The sequence below is a fragment of the Caldimonas thermodepolymerans genome, from assembly GCF_015476235.1.
GTDB classification, from domain to species: Bacteria; Pseudomonadota; Gammaproteobacteria; order Burkholderiales; family Burkholderiaceae_C; genus Caldimonas; species Caldimonas thermodepolymerans.
In genome coordinates, this window is sequence record NZ_CP064338.1 from 578,237 (window position 1) to 595,423 (window position 17,187).

Below are 17,187 nucleotides of genomic sequence, written 5' to 3' on the forward strand. Positions count from 1 at the left end.
CGGGGCCTGTCACCGTGGCCGTGACGTGCGTCCGCACGGGACCGTCAGGACTTACCCGAGCCGCATCCGTGCGTGCCTGCACGGGCCCGGGCCATAGCACGTTTACACAAGACACCTCCGGGCAAGGCCCGTACGCTGGCCTCACAACAAGAGATCCCGCCGCAGTGCAGGACTCGCGCAGCGGGACAGGACCGTAGGAGACAGACAGATGGCCATCCGACCCCCGATCTCACCCGGACAGTGGATCAACTCCCGCGCGGAACTGTTGCCGATGCGGCCCGCGCTGACCTTCCAGGGCACGACCTGGACCTACCGCGAACTCGTCGAGCAGATCGACCGGCTGGCCGGCGCGCTGCATGCGCAGGGGGTCCGCCAGGGCGACCGCGTGGGCTTCCTGGCGTTCAACCACTCGATGTTCCTGGTCGCGCTGTTCGCGACCTCGAAGCTCGGCGCCATCTACGTGCCGCTCAACTTCCGCCTCACCGGGGCAGAGCTGGAGTTCATCATCAACGACGCCGGCGTGCACACGCTGATCGTCGGCCCCGACCACCAGTCGGTGCTCGAGCCGGTGCGCGGCGCGCTGAAGTGCCAGCGCTTCTTCGGCTTCGGCGGCCACAGCGAGACCTGGCCCGACATCGCGCGCGAGATGGAGCGTGCCACGCCGGTGCACGCGGCCGCCGAGATGGACCCGGACGACGTGGCCATCCTGATCTACACCTCCGGCACCACCGGCCGACCCAAGGGCTCGATGATGACGGTGGGCAACATCTGGGCGACGATGGTCAACGAGATGCTGATGGTGGACGTGCTGAGCACCGACACCCTGCTGACCTACGCCCCGCTGTTCCACGTCGGCGGCCTCAACGTGCTGACGATGACCACCATCCTCAAGGGGGCCCACGTCGTCCTGCACCAGAGCTTCGACCCGGGCCAGGTGATCGCCGACATCGCCCGCTACAAGGTCACGCTCGCGTTCGCGGTGCCGGCCATGCTGCTGTTCATCAGCCAGCACCCGGACTTCGAGAAGGCCGACACGTCGACGCTGCGCTCGGTGTCGGTCGGCGGCGCCCCGTGCCCCGAGCCGCTGCTCAAGCTCTACAACGGCCGCGGCATCGCGGTGAACCAGGGCTACGGGCTGACCGAGACCTGCGCGATGGCGTCCTTCCTGACGCCAGAGTGGTGCTGGCAGAAGATGGGCTCGGTCGGCAAGCCGCCGCCGCTGACCCAGCTGCGCGTCATCGACGCGACCGGCGAGGTGATCACGCAGCCGCACGCACGCGGCGAGATCTGCGTGCGCGGCCTGAACGTCACGCGCGGCTACTGGAACCGGCCGGACGCCACGCGCGACGCGCTGTCGGAAGACGGCTGGCTGCGCACCGGCGATGTCGGCTACTTCGACGAGGACGGCTTCTACTACATCTGCGACCGGGTCAAGGACATGGTGATCACTGGCGGGGAGAACGTCTACCCCGCCGAGGTCGAGAGCGTGCTGTACGAGCATCCATCGATCGCCGAGGTGGCCGTGATCGGCGAGCCGGACGAGAAGTGGGGCGAGGCGGTGACCGCGGTGGTGGCGCTCAAGCCGGGCACGACGCTGACGCTGGAGCAGCTGCAGGAGCACGCCAGCCAGAAGCTCGCGCGCTACAAGATCCCGCGCCGCATGCACATCGTGCCGGCGCTGCCGCGCAACCCGACCGGCAAGGTCCTCAAGTACGTGCTGCGTGACCGGTTCGCGAAGTCTGCGGGCGGGGAAAAGCAATGATGCAGGCCATCGGACGACTGCTGTCGCGCATCACGGACTTCGCCACCGTGCTCGGTGCGCTCGGGATCGCGCTGATGATGCTGCACATCACGCTGGACGTGGTGCTGCGCTTCGGCTTCGACTACCCGCTGCCGGGCACGATCTCCATCGTCTCGTACTACTACATGGTGATCGCCGCCTTCGTGCCGCTCGCCTTCGCCGAGCAGAAGGGGGCGCACATCGCGGTGGAGGTGCTCACCGAGCGTTTCCCGCCGTGGATCCAGAAGCACCTGGCCGGCTGGTCCTACCTGATCTCGGCGGTGGCCTTCGGGCTGCTGACCGTGCGCACCTGGGGCGAGGCGGTGTCGAAGATGCACATCGGCGCGTCGGTGGTGCAGGGCGAGACCAGCATCCCGCTGTGGCAGAGCTACTTCTTCCTGCCGGTCGGCTTCGGCCTGATGCTGCTGATCGTCGCGCACAAGTTCGTGGCCTACCTGCTGTCCGCCGAGACCGGCCTGGACACGGAGCGCGCGAACCCGGACGACAACGAAGCCGAGGCGGACTGAGAGGCTGAACCATGGAACATGAAGTGCAGGTCGGCCTCCTCGGCCTGGCCATCCTCGTCGTGCTCATCCTGCTGCGGGTGCCGATCGGCATCTCGCTGATCGTCGTGTCGTTCGGCGGCCTGTGGGTGCTGATGGGCTGGGACGTCGCCTGGGGGGCGCTGGGCGTGATGCCGTACCAGTTCGCCTCCAGCTGGGTGCTCAGCTCGATCCCGATGTTCCTGCTGATGGGCTACGTCTGCTACCACGCCAAGCTGACCGTGGGGCTGTTCCGCGCCGCGCGCCTGTGGCTGGCGGGCATCCCGGGCGGGCTGGCGATCGCGGCGGTGCTCGGCTGCTCCGGGTTTGCGGCCGTGTGCGGCTCGTCGCTGGCGTGCTCGGCGGCGATGGGGCGCATCGCGGTGCCCGAGATGATGCGCGCCCGCTACGACGCGGAACTCGCCACCGGCACGGTGGCCATCGCCGGCACGATCGGCGCGCTGATCCCGCCGTCGATCATCATGATCCTGTACGGCATCGTCGCCGAGGTGCCGGTCACCAAGCTGTTCCTGGGCGGCGTGTCCGCCGGCCTGCTGACTGCGCTGGGCTACATCCTGGTGATCCTGATCCGCGTGAAGCTCAAGCCGGAGCTGGCGCCCAGCGTGAAGGAACGCGTGCCGCTGGCCGAGAAGCTCGCCGCGCTGAAGGAGACCTGGCCGGTGGTGCTGATCATGATCGGCATCTTCGGCGGCATGTTCACCGGTGTCTTCACGGCCACCGAGGCCGGCGCGATCGGCGCGTTCCTGTCGTGCGTCGTCGCGATGGTCCGCCGCGTGATGACCTGGAAGGTGTTCAAGGACGCGATCCTCGAGACGCTGATGACCACCGGCGCGCTGATGATCATCGCGGTCGGGGCGACGCTGCTGGTGCGCTTCCTGGCGATCTCGGGCGCGGGCGAGTACGTGTCCGAGCTGATCATCGACCAGAACGCGAGCCAGTGGATGATCATGCTGTCCATCGTGCTGGTCTACGTGCTGCTCGGCATGTTCCTCGAGCCGATCGGCGCGATGCTGCTGACCCTGCCCATCGTGCTGCCGATCATCGGGGCCTCGGGCCTGAGCCTGGTGTGGTTCGGCGTGATCCTCACCAAGCTGCTCGAGATCGGCATGGTGACGCCGCCCATCGGCATGAACGTGTTCGTCATCAAGGGCGTGGTCGGCAAGCTGGTGTCGACGGCGGCGATCTTCCGCGGCATCGCCTGGTTCCTGGCGATGGACTTCCTCGTCCTGTTCTTCATGCTGGCCTATCCCGACTTCATCCTCTGGCTGCCGGAGGCCATGTCCCGCTGAGCGGCGCCGACCGCGCGCCGCACCCTGATCGAAACCCGAAGGAGGCAAGATGCAGTTTCCCAAGACGATGTCCCGCTGGATCGCCGCCGCGGTGGTGTGCGCGACGGCCGCAATCGCCGCCCCGGCGGTGGCCAAGCAGTTCAAGTACGCGATCGGCTTCCCGCCCGGCTCGTACAACGTCGAGATGGCCGAGGACTACGCCAAGCGCGTGAAGAAGTACACCGACGGCCGCCACTCGGTGCGCGTGTTCCCGATGACGTTGCTCAACATGGCCGAGACCTCGGCGGGCCTGCGCGACGGCATCGCCGACATCGGCTTCCTGCTGACGCCCTACTTCCCGGCCGAATACCCGCATTCGAACCTGCCCAACGAAGCGTCGATGATGCTGCGCCTGCTGGGCAACGAGGTGCAGGGCAAGGAGGCGCTGGCCTTCGTCGGGGCGCTGACCGAGTTCACCTTCTTCAACTGCCCCGAGTGCCACCAGGAGTTCGCCAGGCAGAACCAGGTCTACACCGGGCACATCGGCGGCTCGTCCTACGGCCTGGTGTGCAACAAGCCGGTGCGCTCGATCGAGGAGCTCAAGGGCAAGCGGCTGCGCGCCGGGGCGGCCAACTGGTCGCGCTGGGCCACTGCGGTGGGCGCCAGCCCGATCACGATGAGCGCCAACGAGATGCGCGAAGCGCTGTCGCAGGGCGTGGTCGACTGCATCATCCTGTCGGCCCCGGAGATCCACAACTTCGGCCTGATGGACACGATCTCCGACATCACGATGGCGGTGCCCGGCGGCGTGTTCAGCACCGCGGCCTTCAACATGAACGTCAAGGTCTGGCGCTCGCTGAGCGTCGAGGACCGCCGCGCCTTCCTGCGCGCCGCGGCCGAAGGCGGCGCCTACACGCCGTGGATCTACCAGCAGAAGGAGCAGGCCATCCTCGAAGAGGCGAAGAAGAAGGGCGTGCGCCTGCACGAGGCCGACGCTGCGCTCGTGAAGAAGACGCAGGAGTTCATCGAGCAGGACATGAACACCATCGCGAAGTACTTCGCCGACAAGCACAGCGTCAAGCGCGGCGAGGAAATGATCAGGACGTTCCGGCCCATCCTCGAGAAGTGGGTCAAGCTGGTCCAGAACGTGAAGACCCAGGACGACCTGGGCGCCCTGTACTGGAACGAGATCTATTCCAAGGTGGACGTGACCAGGCACGGCATGTGAGGCCGCGGGCGGCACCGCGCCGCCCGGAAAGGCAGGAGGCCGTCGCCGCATGGTGCGGTGACGGCGTGATGGCAACGCAAATCGACGGAGGAGACGGATGAAGTCGATGCAACGCTTTTCCCGGGTGGTGGCGCTGGCTGCCGTGTTGGGCCTGGCTGCCGCCAGCGGCGCGGCCGTGGCGAAGCAGTTCAAGTACGCGATCGGGCAGCCGCCCGGCTCGTACAACGTGGACATGGGGCAGCGCTACGCCGAGCGCGTGAAGAAGTACACCGAGGGTCGCCACACGGTGCGCGTGTTCCCGATGACGCTGCTCAACATGGCCGAGACCTCGGCCGGCGTGCGCGACGGCATCGCCGACATCGGCTTCCTGCTGACACCTTACTTCCCGGCCGAGTACCCGCACACCAACCTGATCAGCGAGGCGTCGATGATGCTGCGCCTGATGGGCGAGGAGGCGCGCGGCAAGGAGGCGTCGGCGTTCGTCGGCGCGATCACCGAGTTCATCTTCTTCAACTGCCCCGAGTGCCACCAGGAGTTCGCCAGGCAGAACCAGGTCTACACCGGCCACATCGGGGGCTCCACCTACGGCCTGATCTGCACCAAGCCGGTCAAGTCGCTGGACGACCTCAAGGGCAAGCGGGTGCGCTCGGGGGCGGCCAACTGGTCGCGCTGGGCCACGACGGTCGGCGCCACGCCGATCACGATGAGCGCCAACGAGATGCGCGAGGCGCTGTCGCAGGGCGTGGTCGACTGCGCGCTGCTGTCCACGCCGGAGATCCACAACTTCGGCCTGGAAGACGTCGTCAAGGACATCAACATGGACGTGCCGGGCGGCCTCTACACCACCGCCGGCTTCAACATGAACGTCAACGCCTGGCGCAGCCTGAGCGCACAGGACCGCCGCGCGTTCCTGCGTGCCTCGGCCGAGGGCGGAGCCTACACGCCCTGGATCTACCAGGAGAAGGAAGCCGAGGCGATCGAGGCGGCCAAGAAGCGCGGCGTGCGCATGCACACCGCCGACCCCGAGCTGCTCAAGAAGACCCAGGCCTTCATCGAGCAGGACATGGAGACCATCGCCAAGTACTTCGCCGAGAAGCACGGCGTCAAGCGCGGCCGCGAGATGATCGCCACGTTCCGCCCGATCCTCGAGAAGTGGGTCAAGCTGGTGCAGCCGGTCAAGAGCGTCGACGAGCTGGGGGACCTCTACTGGAAGGAGATCTATTCCAAGGTCGACGTCGAGAAGCTCGGCCAGTGAGCACGTCCGCCCCGGGGCGCGGCCTGCCGCACCCCGGGGCCACCGACCGGAGGTCAGGCATGGCACGGCAGTACACCGACGCGCAGCTGAAGGAGATGGCGCGTCCGTTCGAATCGCACGCCCTGGACGCGCTGGCGGCGGGCGACATCCCGCGCGTGCGCGCGCTGATGCGCGAGATGGCACAGGGGCCGGCGGGGCTGGATGCCCTGTCGGGCCACACGCTGGCGCGCAAGGTGGGCAAGCTGCGGCAGGACTTCGGCGAGGAGCGCACGCGCGAGGCGCTGCGCCGCATCGGCCGCCAGCTGATGCGCACCTGGGCGCGCGACCTGCAGGCCGGCGACGAGAAGGGTGCGATCACCGCGGTGATCGAGGTCTACAAGCACCAGGTCGGCGCGCAGCTCCAGCCGTCGGAAACCGACGACGAGGTGGTGGTCGACCTGTTGCCCTGCGGCAGCGGCGGACGGCTGGAACGCCAGGGCGTGACGGCCAAGCACCCGAGGTGGTACGCCGGCTGGAGCGACGGCGTGCCGAGCTACTGCCAGCTGTGCAAGGCCTACCAGGACGGCCTGAACGAGCAGGTCGGCTACCCGGCCTGGACCACCGAGAAGGGCCCGGACGGCACCTGCCGCATGCGCTTTCGCAAGCAGCAGCCCGGCACGCGCCTGTTCGAGCCCGGGGAGCTGGACGAGGCGGCGCGCACCCGGCTGCAGCGCGCCGAGGCCGCGCTCGAGGCCGGCGACCTCGAGCAGGTCGCCGCATTGCTCGACGGCCAGCGCAAGGACTGGATGCCGTGGCACGACTTCGGCATCGTGTGCCTCGAGTACTTCTACAACGTCGCGCTGGAGCTGGGTGGTCCGGACTACCTGGACGAGCTGCTGGCGCAGACCTACGAGCCCGCCTTCGTCGCCGGCTTCCCGCGCTACGACGCGATGAGCGACGACGAGCTGGTGCGCGAGATCGCGCGCACCTGGAACTACCACTGCGCCGACTTCAAGATCCAGGAAGAGGACGACCGCTTCGTGTTCGTGCTCGATCCCTGCGGCAGCGGCGGGCGGCTGCTGCGCGGCCAGGTCTGGCGCGACATGTTCCATTACGGCGAGCCGCTGTCGCAGAAGATGCCGCAGCCGCACCCGATCAACTTCCAGCGGCATGACGCGCCGACCTACTGCACGCATTGCGCGGCCTCCAACCGCGCGCAGTTCAAGGGCGGCCCGCTGTTCTTCGTGATCGACGGCCATGCCCAGATGCAGCCCGGGCAGCCGTGCCGCCAGTTTTCCTACAAGAAGGCCGCCGCCCGGCGCTGTGATCCCGCGCTGCCGGCGCAGGTCGGCCTGTCCCCGACCCCATCCCCGGAAGGTACGTCATGACCCAGAAAAAGAATCCCTTCGACCTGAGCGGCAAGGTCGCGCTCGTCACCGGCTCCACCATGGGCATCGGCGAGGGCACCGCGCGCGTGCTGGCCGAGCAGGGTGCCCAGGTGATCATCAGCAGCCGCAAGCAGGACCAATGCGACGCGGTCGCCACGGCCTTCCGCGAGCAGGGCCTCAAGGCCGACGGCAAGGCCTGCCACATCGGCCGCATGGACGACATCGCGGCCATGTACGCGTACATCCGCGAGCGCTACGGGCGGCTGGACATCCTGGTCAACAACGCGGTGCTGAGCCCCTGGCGCACCATCGAGGACACCGACGTCGGCCTGTTCGACAAGACCGTGGAGGTGTCGCTGCGCGGGTACTGGTTCATGTCGGCCGAGGCGGCCAAGCTGATGAAGACCCACGGTGGCGGCAGTATCGTCAACATCGCCTCGGTCGCGGCGCTGCACCCGGACCGCATGCTGAGCCTGTACTCCACGCTCAAGACCGCGCTGATCGGCATGAGCCGTTCGTTCGCGTACGAGTACGGCCACGAGGGCATCCGCGCCAACACCATCCTGCCCGGCGTGTTCCCGACCAAGCTGGCCGACGCCTTCGACGAGAAGGCGCGCCGCAAGATCCTGGACAAGACCGTGCTCGGCCGCTTCGGCAAGGTGGAGGAGATCGGCTACGCCGTGACCTACCTGTGCTCCGACGCCGGTGCCTACGTGACCGGGGCCAACCTGGTCGTCGACGGTGGCATGACCATCGGGCTGATGTGACATGGGCGCGCGCCTGCAAGGCAAGGTCGCCCTGGTGACCGGGGCGGGCGGCGGCATCGGCCGCAGCATCGCGCAGCGGCTGGCCGCCGAGGGCGCGGCGCTGGTGCTGCTGGACCTGCACGACGACGCGATGGGCGAGCTGGCCGAGGCGCTGCGCCGTGGCGGCACGCCGGTGTCCACGCACTGCGCCGATGTCGCCGACGCGCAGCAGGTGCGCGCGGCGGTCGAGGCGGCCCGCGCAGCGCTCGGGCCGGTCGACTGCCTGGTCAACAACGCCGGGCTCACCGCGGTGATCGCGCCACTGGAGCGCATGGGCGACGAGGACTGGGCGCGCGAGCTGGCGGTCAACCTGACCGGGCCGTTCCACCTGATCCGGGCCGTGCTGCCGGACATGGTGGCGCGCCGCTGGGGGCGCATCGTGAACATCTCGTCGGCCGCGGCACGCGGCGGGCTGTTCCGGCAGGCGGGCTACTCGGCGTCCAAGTCGGGCCTGCTGGGGCTGACGCGCAACGTGACGCTGGAGTACGCCGCACAGGGCATCACCTGCAACGCCATCCTGCCCGGCCTGATCGCCACCCCGACCGTCGAGAAGCTGCCGCCGCCCGTCTTCGACTACGCGATGAGCACGACGCCGGCGCGCCGCCCCGGCCGCACCGAGGAAGTCGCCGCACTGGTGGCGTTCCTGTGCTCCGACGAGGCGGCTTACCTCAACGGGGCCGAGATCGACATCGACGGTGGCTCGCGCCTGTGCCCCGCCGTGCTGGGCAGCACGCGCGAGGTTGCCGAGCGGCTCGCGCTCGCCCAAGGACAACACCGAACCGCATGAGTGACATCGACCTGGCTTCCCTGCTCACCTGGATCGGCCGCAGCGAGCGCGCCGAGGAGGTGCTGAGCCCGGTGCCGGCGCAATGCCTGGCCGCCACCCTCAGCCTGCCGGAGGCGCTGCATCCCCGAGGGCACCTGCCGCTGCCGTGGCACTGGCTGCATTTCCCCGACCTCACGCCCACCGACCGGCTCGGCGACGACGGCGCCCCGCGCGAGCAGGCCCTGCTGCCGCCGGTGCCGCTGGAGCAGGTGATGTGGGCGGGCGCCTCGCTCGAATCCCGCCGGCCGCTGCGCACCGGCGTGGCGACGCAGCGCGAGTCGACGCTGGCCGACCTGTCGGTCAAGCAGGGCCGCCGCGGCACCATGGTGTTCGTCACCACCGAGCACCGCTATGCGCAGGAAGGCGCGCTGGCGCTGGTCGAGCGCGTCAACCTGGTGTTCCTCGGGGCGGCCAACGGCAGCACCCGCGAGACGCCGGCGCCTGCAGCCGCCCGCCGGCGCGAGTGGCTGGTGAACGAGGTGGTGCTGTTCCGCTACTCGGCGCTGACCTTCAACCCGCACCGCATCCACTACGACCTGCCGTACGCGACCCAGGCCGGCGGCTACCCGGGGCTGGTGGTGCACGGGCCGCTGCAGGCCACGCTGCTGGCCGAGACCTTCCGTGCCTGGCACCCGGACCGCACGGTGCGCCGCGCCGAGTTCCGCGCCCGAGCTCCGCTGTTCCTCGGCACGCCGGTGGTGGTCGAGGCCGAGCCGCTGCAGGGCGACACCTGCCGGCTGTGGACGCGCTCCAGCGGCGGCGGGGTCGCGATGGAGTGCGCCATCACCAGCGACCCCGCGGCGGAGGCGCGCGCATGACCGACCTGGAGCAGATCGCGCAAGGGCTGCTGGCCGCGGTGCGCCGGGGCCTGCCCGACGCGCGCGAGATCGCCGGCCTGCGCGCGCTGCCGGGTGGCGCCAGCCAGGAGACCTGGGCCTTCGACGCGGTGACGGGCGAGGCGCGCGTGCCGTTGATCCTGCGCCGCTCGCCGCCGGGATCGCGCCTGCCGGCCGAGGCCATCGGGCTGGAGAACGAGGCCGCGTTGCTGCAGGAGGTGCGCGCCCACGACGTGCCGGTGCCCTACGTGCTGTCGGTGCTGCGCGAGGACGACGGCATCGGGCGCGGCTACGTGATGGAGCGGGTGGCAGGCGAGGCGAACTCGCGCCGCATCCTGCGCGACGAGCGCTACGCGCAGGCGCGCGAGCAGCTCGCGTTCCAGTGCGGACAGGCGCTGGCGCGCTTCCACCGCGTCGCGCTGGACCGGCTGCCCGCGCTGCGCCGCGGGCAGGCGCGCGAGGAGGTGGCCTACTACCGCCGGCGCCACGCCACGGTCGGCACGCCGCGCCCGGTGTTCGAGCTGGCGTTCCAGTGGCTGGAGCGCCACCTGCCCGAGACGCCGGTGGCCGATGCGCTGGTGCACGGCGACTTCCGCAACGGGAACATCCTGGTCGACGAGCAGGGCCTGCGCGCGATCCTGGACTGGGAGATCGCGCACTTCGGCGACCCGATGGAAGACCTCGGCTGGATGTGCGTGAACTCGTGGCGCTACGGGCGCGAGCTGCCGGTCGGCGGCTTCGGCACGCGCGAGCAGCTGTTCGCCGGCTACGAGGCCGCGGGCGGGACGGTCGACCCGCAGCGCGTGCGTTTCTGGGAGGTGTTCGGCACGCTCAAGTGGGGCGTGATCTGCGAGGGCATGGCCGAGTCCTACCAGAGCGGCGACGTGCGCACCGTCGAGCGTGCCGCGGTGGGCCGGCGTGCCTCCGAAGCCGAGATCGACCTGCTGGTGCTGCTGCAGGAGGACTGCCGCCATGCGTGAACAACCCCGGGCCGCCGAGCTGATCCAGGCGGTGGCCGATTTCCTGCGCGACGACGCGCTGCCGCGCCTGGACGGGCTGACGGCCTTCCACATGCGCGTCGCGGTCTCGGTGCTCGAGATCGTGCGCCGCGAGCTCGAGCTGGGCCCGGCCGCCGACGCGCGCGAGCAGGCGCGCCTGGCCGCGCTGCTGGGCCACGACGGCGACCTGGAGCGCCTCAACGAGGAGCTGTGCGCGCGCATCGCCGACGGCACCTACACGCCGCAGCACGAGGCGCTGATGCAGCACCTGACGGCCACGGTGCTGGACAAGCTGGCGGTCGACCAGCCGGGCTACGCGACCTTCCGGCGCCTGCAGGGCGGCACCTCGCCGCCGGGCTGAGGCCCGCGGCCGGCACGGAAGACGCATTCATGGGACAGTGCGGTCGTGGGGAGGGCGGCGATGCGCCTGCCACCGGTTCCCACCCACCGAAAGAGGAAGAGAAGAAGGAGACAACATGCCTGTCGTGAACGGAGTTTCACACTGGGTCCCCCCCGCCGAGGAACATGCCCTCGTGCGGGACATGACGGTCGGCCAGCTGCTCGACGAGGCGGTCGAGCGCGGCCCGCAGCGCGAGGCGCTGGTCTATTGCGCGTACGAGGACCGCGGCCTGTCGGTGCGCTGGACCTACGAGGAGTTCCGCGCGCGCAGCCTGCAGGTGGCGCGTGCGCTGATCGCCGCCGGCATCGGGCACGGCGAGCGCGTCGCGGTGTGGGCCACCAACGTGCCCGAGTGGCTGCTGCTGGAGTTCGGCGCGGCCTACTGCGGCGTGGTGCTGGTGCCGATCAACCCGCTGTTGCGCACCCATGAGGTGGCCTACGTGCTGCGCACTGCCGGCGCGAGCGCCTGCTTCCTGCAGCCGGAGAACCGCGGCAGCTCGCTGTGGGACATGCTGGACGAGGCCGCGCGCGACATCCCGACGCTGCGACTGCGCGTGGCGATCGGCCAGGCGCCGGACGACAAGGGCCTGGGCTGGGACGACTGGCTGGCGCGCGGCGCCGGCGTCGACGACGCGACGCTGCAGGCCCGGCGCGAGGCCGTTACGCCCGACGACACGGTGCAGATCCAGTTCACCTCCGGCACCACCGGCTTCCCGAAGGGCGCGGTGCTGCGCCACCGCGGCGTGGTCAACGACGGGCGCCTGTTCGCGCGCCGCGCGGCGCTGCGCGAGGGCAGCCGCTACGTGAACCCGATGCCGCTGTTCCATTGCGGCGGCTGCGTGATCGCGACGCTGGGCGCCGTGGCCACCTGCAGCACGCACTACCCGATCGTCACCTTCGAGGCCGACCGGGTCGCGCGCACCATTGCCGGCGAGCGCGCCAACGGCTTCTCGGGCGTGCCGACCATGCTGATCGCGGTGGAGGAAGCCGCCGACCGCGAGGGGCTGGACCTGTCGTCGCTGGAGTGCATCGCCACCGGCGGCTCGACCGTGCCGCCGGAGCTGCTCAAGCACTGGAACCGCCGCTACGGCGCGCGCTTCACGATCACCTACGGGCTGACCGAGGCCTCGCCCATCATCACGCAGAGCTCGCCCAACGATCCGGACGACCTGCAGATGGGCAGCTGCGGCCAGCCGCTGCCGGCGGTCGAAGTGGACGTGGTCGGGCCGGACGGCAAGCCGGTGCCGATCGGCGAGGAAGGCGAGGTGCGCACGCGCGGCTGGCTGACGATGAAGGGCTACTTCGGCAACGACCAGGCCACCCGCGAGACGCTGAGCGACGACGGCTGGCTGCGCACCGGCGACCTCGGTCGCATGGACGCCAACGGCTACCTGTGGATCAGCGGGCGCGCCAAGGACATGATCATCCGCGGCGGCGAGAACATCTACCCGCGCGAGATCGAGGAGGTGCTGATGACGCTGGACGAGGTGGTCGACGCCAGCGTGATCGGCGTGCCTGACCCCCGCTACGGCGAGGAGGTGTGCGCCTACGTGCGCCTCAAGCCCGGCGCCACGCTCGACGCCGAGTCGCTGCGCGAGCGGCTCAAGGACCGCATGGCCCGCTACAAGATCCCGAAGTACGTGCGCGTGGTGCCGCAGTTCCCGCTCACGCCCTCGGGCAAGGTGCAGAAGTTCCGCCTGCGCGAGATGTACGCCCGCGAGGACCAGGCCGAACGCACTGCCTGAGGGACGTTTCCCTCCCGCCGGCCCCGGAGCGGATCCCCGGGGCCGTCCGGCACCGGCGCGCCGCCTGCGCGGCCGCCGGCGCCCAACCGACAGGAGTCGTCATGAAGCTCAAGGACAAGGTGGCCGTCATCACCGGCGGCGGCAACGGCATCGGCGCGGCGATGGCGCGGCGCTTCGCGCGCGACGGCGCACGCGCGCTGGTGCTCGCGGACCTGGACGGCGATGCCGCGCGTCGGGTGGCCGGGGAGATCGGCCCCGTCGCCACCGGCGTGCAGGTCGACGTCTCGCGCGAGGACCAGGTCGCCGCACTGGTGCAGGACACCATCGCGCGGCACGGGTGCATCGACCTGTTCGCCTCGAACGCGGGGGTGTCGATCAGCAAGGGGCTGGAGACCACCGACGCCGAGTGGGAGCTGGCCTGGTCGGTAAACCTGATGGCGCACGTCTACGCGGCGCGCGCGGTGGTGCCGCACATGCTCGAGCGCGGCGAAGGCTACCTGCTGCAGACCGCCTCGGCGGCCGGGCTGCTGTCGATCTCGGACGCCTCGTACGCGGTCACCAAGCACGGCGCGGTGGCGTTCGCCGAGTGGCTGTCGATCACCTACGGCAACCGCGGCATCAAGGTCAGCTGCTTCTGCCCGATGGGCGTGCGCACCAACATGCTGCTGAACTCGGTCGGCGAGGTCGACCAGCAGACGCTGCTGCAGGGCGCCGTGGCGCCCGAGGACGCCGCCGACGCGATCGCCGCCGGCCTCGACGAGGAACGCTTCCTGATCCTCACGCACCTCGAGGTGCTCGAGTACATCCGTCGCAAGACGGGCGATTACGACCGTTGGCTGCGTGGCATGCGGCGTTACCAGAACCGTTGAGGAGCCCGACCATGGATTTCCAGCACAGCCCGAAAGTCCTCGCCCTGCAGGAGCGCCTCGAGCGCTTCATGGAGGAGCACATCTACCCCGCCGAGCGCACCTACTACGAGCAGGTGTTCTCCGGCGACCGCTACGCCACCGTGCCGCTGCTCGAGGAGCTCAAGCCCAAGGCGCGCGCCGCCGGCCTGTGGAACCTGTTCCTGCCCGGGCCGCACGGCGGCGGCCTGACCAACCTGGAGTACGCGCCGCTGGCCGAGGTCATGGGCCGGGTCGAATGGGCGTCCGAGGTGTTCAACTGCTCGGCGCCGGACACCGGCAACATGGAGATCCTGGAGCTCTACGGCTCGCCCGAGCAGAAGAAGCAGTGGCTGGAGCCGCTGCTGGCCGGCGAGATCCGCTCGGCGTTCTCGATGACCGAGCCGGAGGTCGCCTCCAGCGACGCGACCAACATCCAGTGCGAGATCCGGCGCGACGGCGACGAGTACGTCATCAACGGCCGCAAGTGGTTCACCTCGGGCGCGCTCAACGAGCGCTGCAAGCTGCTCATCGTGATGGGCAAGACCGACCCGCACCACCCCGACAAGCACAAGCAGCAGTCGATGATCCTGGTGCCGAAGGACACCCCGGGGGTGAAGATCGTGCGCGACATCACCGCCTTCGGCTACGACGATGCCCCGCTCGGTCACCCGGAGATCGTCTACGAGGACGTGCGCGTGCCGGCCTCCAACATCCTGCTCGGCGAAGGGCGAGGCTTCGAGATCGCGCAGGGCCGCCTCGGCCCGGGCCGCATCCACCACTGCATGCGCCTGATCGGCGCCGCGCAGCGCGCGCTGGAGCTGATGTGCGAGCGCGCCGAGTCGCGCACCGCGTTCGGGCGCAAGCTGTCCGAGCACGGCACCGTGCGCGAGGACATCGCCCGATCGTATTGCGAGATCGAGCAGGCGCGCCTGCTGACGCTCAAGGCAGCCGACAAGATGGACCGCGAGGGCAACAAGGCCGCGCGCGACCTGATCGCCGCGGCGAAGATCGTCGTGCCGAGCATGGCCGCGCGCGTGATCGACCGGGCCATCCAGGTGCACGGCGGCAAGGGCGTGTCGCAGGACACCTTCCTCGCCAAGGCCTACGTCTACGCCCGCTACATCCGCATCGGCGACGGGCCGGACCAGGTGCACCTGGCGGCGCTGGCCAAGCAGGTGCTGCAGCAGCGCGGGGGGCAGCGATGAAGGCGGTGCTGTGCAGGCAGTACGGGCCACCCGGCACGCTGGTGTTCGAGGAAGTGCCCGACCCGCAGCCCGGGCCGGGCCAGGTGCTGATCGACGTGCGTGCCGCGGGGGTGAACTTCCCGGACACGCTGATCATCGAGAACAAATACCAGCTCAAGCCGGCGCTGCCGTTCTCGCCGGGCGCCGAGGTGGCCGGCACGGTGGCCGCGGTGGGCGAGGGCGTGCAGGGCTTGCGTCCCGGCGACCGCGTGGTCGCGATCCCCGGCTACGGCGGCTATGCCGAGAAGGTGCTGGCGCCGCAGGCCGACGTGTTCCCGCTGCCCGAAGGCATCGGCTTCGAGGACGCGGCCGCGTTCCTGATCGCCTACGGCACCACCCACTACGCGCTGCAGGAGCGCGCCGCGATCCGGCCGGGCGAGACGCTGCTGGTGCTGGGCGCGGCCGGCGGCACCGGGCTGTCGGCGGTCGAACTGGGCAAGCTGCTGGGCGCGCGCGTGATCGCGGCGGCCTCCAGCGACGAGAAGCTTGCGCTGTGCCGCGAGCACGGCGCCGACGAGGTCATCAACTACAGCCACGAGGACCTGCGCCAGCGCCTGAAGGAGCTCACCGGCGGCCGCGGCGTGGACGTGATCTACGACCCGGTCGGCGGCCCCTACAGCGAGCCGGCGCTGCGCAGCATGGCCTGGAACGGGCGCTTCCTGGTGATCGGCTTCACCGCGGGCGAGATCCCGAAGATCGCGCTCAACCTCACGCTGCTCAAGGGCTGCGCCATCGTCGGCGTGTGGTGGGGCGGCTTCCTGCGCGCCGAGCCGCAGCGTGCCGCGGCCCTGACGCGCGAGCTGGTGGAGTGGTTCCGCTGCGGCAAGGTGCGGCCCTACGTCTCGAAGCGCTACTCGCTGGCGCAGGCGGCGCAGGCGCTGGAGGACGTCGCGCAGCGCCGCGTCACCGGCAAGATGGTGCTGGTGCCCTGAGCTGTCGCGCGGCGCTTCAGCCGGTGCGTGCCGGCCCGAAGCGCCGTGCGATCCACTCGTGCAGCAGGCGGTTGACCGCCTCGGGTCGCTCCTGCTGCGTCCAGTGCCCGCAGTCGGGCACCAGCGCGCGTTCCAGGTCGGGCACGATGGCCTCCATGCCGCGCGTCGTGGCCGGCGGCAGGAAGTGGTCGTCGGCGGCCGAGACCATCAGCGCCGGCACCGCGACATGGTCCGGCGTGCCGGCGGTGTCCAGCCAGTTGCGGTGCAGGTTGCGGTACCAGTTCAGCGGCCCGGTGAACCCGGTGCGCTCGTAGGCGCGCACGTACACCTCCAGCTCGTCGGGCGCGAGGAAGGGCTCGCCCTGCAGGCGCGGCTCGTGGCCGAACAGCTCGGGCGGCAGCGCCCGCAGCGCCGCCGGCAGCTGCGCGAAGTCCTGCTGCGAGAGCCCGGGGCGGCGCATCAGGCCCTCGAACGTCGCGCGCACGTCGGCGCCGAGCAGGCGCTCGGCCTCGCCCGGCACCTGGAAGCGCACCATGTAGTGATCCGGGCCGCGCGTGCGGCGCATGGTCTCGACCAGGTCGGTTTCGGTGCGGCGCGTGTAGGGCGTGTTGAGCGAGACGATGCCCAGCACCCGGTCGGCATGGTCGCGTGCCAGCGTCCAGGCCAGCGCGCCGCCGAAGTCGTGGCCCACCAGCACCGCGCGCTGCACCCCGAAGGCGTCGAGCACGCCGGTCACGTCGCGCGCCAGCTGCGCCATGCGGTAGTCCTCCAGCTCGCCGTGCGGCCCGGTGCGCCCGTAGCCGCGCAGGTCCGGCGCCGCGACGCCGTAGCCGAGCGCGGCCAGCGCGCGCAGCTGGTGGCGCCAGGAGTAGGCCAGTTCCGGAAAGCCGTGCAGGAACAGCACGCGCAGGCGCTGCGGGTCGGCGAAGTGCTGCTCGTACACCGCCACCGGGATGCCGTTGGCCTGCACCTGCGTGCACGGCGGCATGTCGGTGGCGAGGCGGTCCGTGGGCGTCGTCATGCCGGGCTCCTGCGCCCCGGGGCGGGGCATGC

16 protein-coding genes are annotated in these 17,187 nt (G+C 70.3%); 15 read left to right on the forward strand and 1 reads right to left on the reverse strand.

Annotation, left to right across the window (positions count from 1 at the left end; genetic code table 11):
* Positions 1–208: 208 nt before the first annotated feature.
* From IS481_RS02850 to IS481_RS02920, 15 genes are all read left to right on the forward strand, one after another.
* Positions 209–1,762 carry an acyl-CoA synthetase gene (locus tag IS481_RS02850; RefSeq protein ID WP_104357117.1) on the forward strand — a complete coding sequence of 518 codons (1,554 nt, stop codon included), beginning with the start codon at positions 209–211 and terminating at the stop codon, positions 1,760–1,762.
* Positions 1,759–2,307: a TRAP transporter small permease gene (locus IS481_RS02855; protein ID WP_198425450.1), complete on the forward strand. Its 549-nt coding sequence runs from the start codon at positions 1,759–1,761 to the stop codon at positions 2,305–2,307. Before IS481_RS02850 ends, IS481_RS02855 begins: the two co-directional genes overlap by 4 nt.
* Positions 2,308–2,318: 11 nt before the next feature.
* Entirely contained in the window at positions 2,319–3,632 is a 1,314-nt protein-coding gene (locus IS481_RS02860; protein ID WP_104357118.1) for a TRAP transporter large permease, read from the forward strand.
* Between the two features lie 49 nt (positions 3,633–3,681).
* Positions 3,682–4,839 (forward strand): C4-dicarboxylate TRAP transporter substrate-binding protein, encoded by a 1,158-nt coding sequence (locus IS481_RS02865; RefSeq protein ID WP_198425451.1) that lies wholly within the window; start codon positions 3,682–3,684, stop codon positions 4,837–4,839.
* Between the two features lie 106 nt (positions 4,840–4,945).
* Positions 4,946–6,094 (forward strand): C4-dicarboxylate TRAP transporter substrate-binding protein, encoded by a 1,149-nt coding sequence (locus IS481_RS02870; RefSeq protein WP_104357251.1) that lies wholly within the window; start codon positions 4,946–4,948, stop codon positions 6,092–6,094.
* A 59-nt stretch (positions 6,095–6,153) separates the two neighbouring features.
* Positions 6,154–7,461: a hypothetical protein gene (locus IS481_RS02875; protein ID WP_104357119.1), complete on the forward strand. Its 1,308-nt coding sequence runs from the start codon at positions 6,154–6,156 to the stop codon at positions 7,459–7,461.
* Positions 7,458–8,228, forward strand: coding sequence for a glucose 1-dehydrogenase (locus IS481_RS02880; RefSeq protein WP_104357120.1), 771 nt, complete (start codon positions 7,458–7,460; stop codon positions 8,226–8,228). The genes IS481_RS02875 and IS481_RS02880 overlap by 4 nt, the downstream gene beginning before the upstream one ends.
* 1 nt (position 8,229) lies before the next feature.
* A complete protein-coding gene (locus tag IS481_RS02885) occupies positions 8,230–9,054 on the forward strand; it encodes an SDR family NAD(P)-dependent oxidoreductase (RefSeq protein ID WP_104357121.1) in 825 nt (274 codons plus the stop codon).
* Positions 9,051–9,911 carry an HTD2 family dehydratase gene (locus IS481_RS02890; protein WP_104357122.1) on the forward strand — a complete coding sequence of 287 codons (861 nt, stop codon included), beginning with the start codon at positions 9,051–9,053 and terminating at the stop codon, positions 9,909–9,911. The genes IS481_RS02885 and IS481_RS02890 overlap by 4 nt, the downstream gene beginning before the upstream one ends.
* The gene (locus IS481_RS02895; protein ID WP_104357123.1) at positions 9,908–10,909 is read left to right on the forward strand and encodes a phosphotransferase family protein; all 1,002 of its coding nucleotides are present in this window, start codon (positions 9,908–9,910) and stop codon (positions 10,907–10,909) included. Before IS481_RS02890 ends, IS481_RS02895 begins: the two co-directional genes overlap by 4 nt.
* A complete protein-coding gene (locus tag IS481_RS02900) occupies positions 10,902–11,288 on the forward strand; it encodes a DUF6285 domain-containing protein (RefSeq protein WP_104357124.1) in 387 nt (128 codons plus the stop codon). The genes IS481_RS02895 and IS481_RS02900 overlap by 8 nt, the downstream gene beginning before the upstream one ends.
* A gap of 181 nt (positions 11,289–11,469) precedes the next feature.
* Positions 11,470–13,071: an AMP-binding protein gene (locus tag IS481_RS02905; RefSeq protein WP_165908651.1), complete on the forward strand. Its 1,602-nt coding sequence runs from the start codon at positions 11,470–11,472 to the stop codon at positions 13,069–13,071.
* 101 nt (positions 13,072–13,172) lie between these two features.
* Complete coding sequence (locus IS481_RS02910) at positions 13,173–13,940, forward strand: SDR family oxidoreductase (RefSeq protein WP_104357126.1); 768 nt, start codon at positions 13,173–13,175, stop codon at positions 13,938–13,940.
* Between the two features lie 11 nt (positions 13,941–13,951).
* Positions 13,952–15,163 carry an acyl-CoA dehydrogenase family protein gene (locus IS481_RS02915; protein WP_104357127.1) on the forward strand — a complete coding sequence of 404 codons (1,212 nt, stop codon included), beginning with the start codon at positions 13,952–13,954 and terminating at the stop codon, positions 15,161–15,163.
* The gene (locus tag IS481_RS02920; protein ID WP_104357128.1) at positions 15,160–16,134 is read left to right on the forward strand and encodes an NADPH:quinone oxidoreductase family protein; all 975 of its coding nucleotides are present in this window, start codon (positions 15,160–15,162) and stop codon (positions 16,132–16,134) included. The genes IS481_RS02915 and IS481_RS02920 overlap by 4 nt, the downstream gene beginning before the upstream one ends.
* Before the next feature lie 16 nt (positions 16,135–16,150).
* Here IS481_RS02920 and IS481_RS02925 read toward each other — a convergent pair whose 3' ends face one another.
* Complete coding sequence (locus IS481_RS02925; RefSeq protein WP_170067448.1) at positions 16,151–17,155, reverse strand: alpha/beta fold hydrolase; 1,005 nt, start codon at positions 17,153–17,155, stop codon at positions 16,151–16,153.
* Between the last annotated feature and the right edge of the window lie 32 nt (positions 17,156–17,187).